The 3,683-nt window shown below is 46.4% G+C and carries 3 protein-coding genes; all 3 read right to left on the minus strand.

Annotated elements, in window-relative coordinates:
- Positions 1 to 36 precede the first annotated feature (36 nt).
- Positions 37 to 2,001 (minus strand): DNA topoisomerase III, encoded by a 1,965-nt coding sequence (locus tag VHA02S_RS24400; protein ID WP_005444645.1) that lies wholly within the window; start codon positions 1,999 to 2,001, stop codon positions 37 to 39.
- A gap of 103 nt (positions 2,002 to 2,104) precedes the next feature.
- Positions 2,105 to 2,653 (minus strand): NAD(P)H nitroreductase, encoded by a 549-nt coding sequence (locus tag VHA02S_RS24405; protein WP_005444644.1) that lies wholly within the window; start codon positions 2,651 to 2,653, stop codon positions 2,105 to 2,107.
- A gap of 163 nt (positions 2,654 to 2,816) precedes the next feature.
- The coding region (locus VHA02S_RS24410; RefSeq protein ID WP_155725051.1) for an NAD(P)/FAD-dependent oxidoreductase at positions 2,817 to 3,683 on the minus strand (867 nt) is incomplete at its 5' end.

The raw sequence follows: 3,683 nt of genomic DNA on the forward strand, positions 1-3,683 counted from the left end.
AATCAATGACAACGCTCTGAATCCTGCATCTTGAAGTCACTTGGGTATACGTTTGCCTGTACTCGACTTTGATGTACTCTTTTTGGAATAGCTGCGCTTCTTGCGTTTAAATGCAGGACGCTCGACTTTAGGAAGGTGACGTAAAGAATCTGGAATAGGACCGGACTTCACCTCGCCCATCAAACCATCGATACGTTGCTCTAACGCCTGCATAAAAGGTTGATAAGCTTGATTTCGCTCTGCCATACCCTGCAATTGGTGTTCCCAATGTGCTGTCATATCGGGATAAGTCGAGTCCATCGGCAAAGCATGGATCAAACCACGCCCTGCTGGTGAGCTTAAAATCGACTTTCCCTGACGCGTTAAAAGTTGGCGCTTAAACAAAGTGTCTAAAATGCCGGCTCTGGTCGCTTCTGTTCCCAAACCGTCTGTATCGCGTAAGATCTTCTTCAGTTCTTTGTCCGCTACGTAACGCGCAATCCCAGTCATCGCTTGCAGCAATGTCGCTTCAGTAAAATGCTTTGGAGGTTCTGTCTTACGGTCTTTAATTTCCCCTTCCCGACACGTCAGTACCGTACCTTCTTGTAATGGCGGTACAGCATCGATGCCCTCGTCCTCTTTGTCCGTTTTCCCCATGAGTGCTTTCCACCCCGGAGAAACCAACTGACGACCTTTAGCGATAAACGTGCCACCAGCGATATCAAATACAAGCTTCGCTTCTGCGTAAACGGCAGCTGGATAGAATTGCATTAAATATTGACGTGCAATGAGTTGATACACCTTCATCTCATTACCTGACAACGCGTTCACATTTGCTTGTTTAGGCGTTGGGATGATTGCGTGGTGAGCATCAACTTTTTTGTCGTTCCACGCTTTGGACTTAATTGACAAATCCGCACCTTGCACCGCACTTTGTAGCTCTTTGGCATTGTTGGAGATAGCAGAGGTAACAGAACCCGCTTGTGCGTAATGCTCCATAGGCAAGTAACGACAATCCGAACGCGGGTAAGTGATCAACTTATGTTTTTCATAGAGAGCCTGACAGGTATCTAGTACTTGTTGTGCGCTCATCCCATAACGTTTAGCAGCATCGATTTGTAACGCAGATAGTGAATAAGGAAGCGGAGCCGATTGTTTGGTTTGCTTTTGTTCTGACTCGGTCACTTTGGCGGGCTGATTGGCAATGCGATTCGCCACGTTCTCTACGAGCTTTCTACTCAGAACACGCCCCTCTTCGTCTTGCCATGGTTTACACGCCTCACTAGGTTTCCAACGCGCACGTATATCAAACGAACCATTTTGATCTTGATATGGAATTAAAGCATGCAGCGTGAAGTAGTCTTTCGGCACAAAGTTCTCGATTTCTTCGTCACGACGCACCACCAGACCTAACACTGGAGTTTGCACCCGCCCTACTGACAAAACACCTTGATAGCCCGCTTTTTGGCCCAGCAAAGTGTAAGCACGCGACATGTTCATTCCGTAAAGCCAATCGGCTCGAGAACGCGCCAAAGCAGAAACAGAAAGAGGAATAAAGTCGCGGTTACTGCGCATCGAGCTTAAGGCTCGTTTTACTGCGGGCAAGTTCAAGTCCGAAATCAACAATCGTTGAGTGGCTTCTTTTTTGGTTTTGGAGAGTTTGCAATAGTCCAGAACCTCATCCACTAACAGTTGCCCTTCTCGATCAGGGTCTCCTGCATGAATGACCTCCGTAGCCTCTTTGAGAAGTTTACGGATCACTGTGAGTTGTTTACTGGCACTCTTCCTCGGTCTCAGCTGCCATTGCTGTGGAACAATCGGTAAATCAGCCAGATTCCATTTCTTATACCGTTCGTCATAAGCGTCAGGTTCTACTTGCTCTAACAGGTGACCAATACACCAAGTTACGACATCACCGTTTCCACAGCGGATAAAGCCTTGATCTTTCTTTTGAGGATTTGGCAACGCAGCCGCTATAGCGCGACCTAGACTTGGTTTTTCAGCAATAAACAGACGAGACATAAAGTTCAGAAAATCAAAACAATGAGGGGGACATTATCTAATGTCCCCCTAACAAATCAAGAAAAACTGTACAGATGAACAGTGATAAGGTCACGATTCTAGATTATTGAAACTCAACGAATTGAGACAGTTCACGCTCTGGCACTTTCATTGGCGTACAACCAGGGGTGCCTAAATACAGGAAACCTACGATTTGGTCTTTGCCTTCAAGACCAAACGCTTGATGTACTTCTGGATGGAACATCCACTTTCCTGAACGCCAAAAGCCTTGGAAACCTTGGGCAACCGCCGCCATTTGCATCGCTTGCACTGCACAACCTGCAGACAGATATTGTTCCAGTTCTGGGACTTTTTCGTGTTCTGTCACTTTAGCAATCACAGTGATAACCATTGGCGCGCGAAAAGGCGCGTTTTTCACTTTTTCTATCACCGCGTCTTCGCTGTTTTCAGCTTCTGCTGCTCTCACAAGGATATCTGACAACTTTTTAAGACCATCCCCTTGAGCAATAACAAAACGCCAAGGCGTCAATCCTGCGTGATCTGGCGCTCGCAGACCTGCACGAATGATATTTTCTAGAGCTTGCCCTTCTGGTGCAGGCTCAGACAACTTGGCAATAGAACGGCGGTTGAGCAAAAGATCGAGAGCTTCCATGAACAAGTCCTTATTAGGTGAGTTATTATTTTTACGCGTTCACTTTAGCATAATCCACTTTGGCAAATAACACTCTGTTTTATAGGGTTTAAAACCATAAAAAAAGCTGCGCACAAGGCGCAGCCACAAAAGGTTAAGAATGAAAAAGATCCGTCACAGATAACTACAGTTTTACAGCAAGTTTGACGCCTTGACGGATAGCGCGCACCGCATCAAGTTCTCCTGCATGATCTGCGCCGCCAATAATATGCAGTTTTTCACCAAGCTCGTGCCACTTGTCCTCAAATGGACGAACCGACTCTTGACCGGCGCAAATCACCACTTTATCTGCAGCTAACAATTGTTCTTTGCCATTCACATTAATGTGCAAACCAGTATCATCTATCTTGTCGTAAGACACGCCACCATATAAGTGAACACCGCGTTTCTCTAATGTGCGTTTATGAATCCAACCCGTAGTTTTACCCGGACCTTTACCGACACGACCTTTACGACGTTGTAGAACCCATACTTCTTTATCACTAACAGCATCGGGATAAGGGTATAAACCGCCCGGTTGAGACATCTCTTTGTCGATTCCCCATTCGTGTAGCCAATCATCCAACGTCTGACCAACTGGTTCAGTGAGCATGGTGGCTACATCGACACCAATACCACCAGCACCAACAATGGCAACTTTCTCGCCTACAGGAGTTTTATCTCGAATGAGTGTTTGATAGTCGATCACTTTTTCTGGATTATCGATGCCATCAATTTTAACTTTACGAGGTTCTACACCCGAAGCCATCACCACTTCATCGTATTCGGTCAATAAGTCATAGTTAGCTTCTGTTTCTAGGTGAAGGTTAACGCCCGTTTCCTCAATGCGATTTGCAAAGTAACGAATCGTTTCACGGAATTCTTCTTTGCCCGGGATTTGCATCGCTAAGCGGAACTGCCCTCCAATGCGGTCATTTTTCTCAAACAGATCCACTTTGTGTCCACGCTCAGCCAATGTAGTAGCACACGCAAGACCGGCGGGACCCGCCCC

Origin of the sequence: Vibrio harveyi NBRC 15634 = ATCC 14126 = KCTC 12724, from assembly GCF_001591145.1 — a bacterium.
GTDB lineage: Bacteria > Pseudomonadota > Gammaproteobacteria > Enterobacterales > Vibrionaceae > Vibrio > Vibrio harveyi.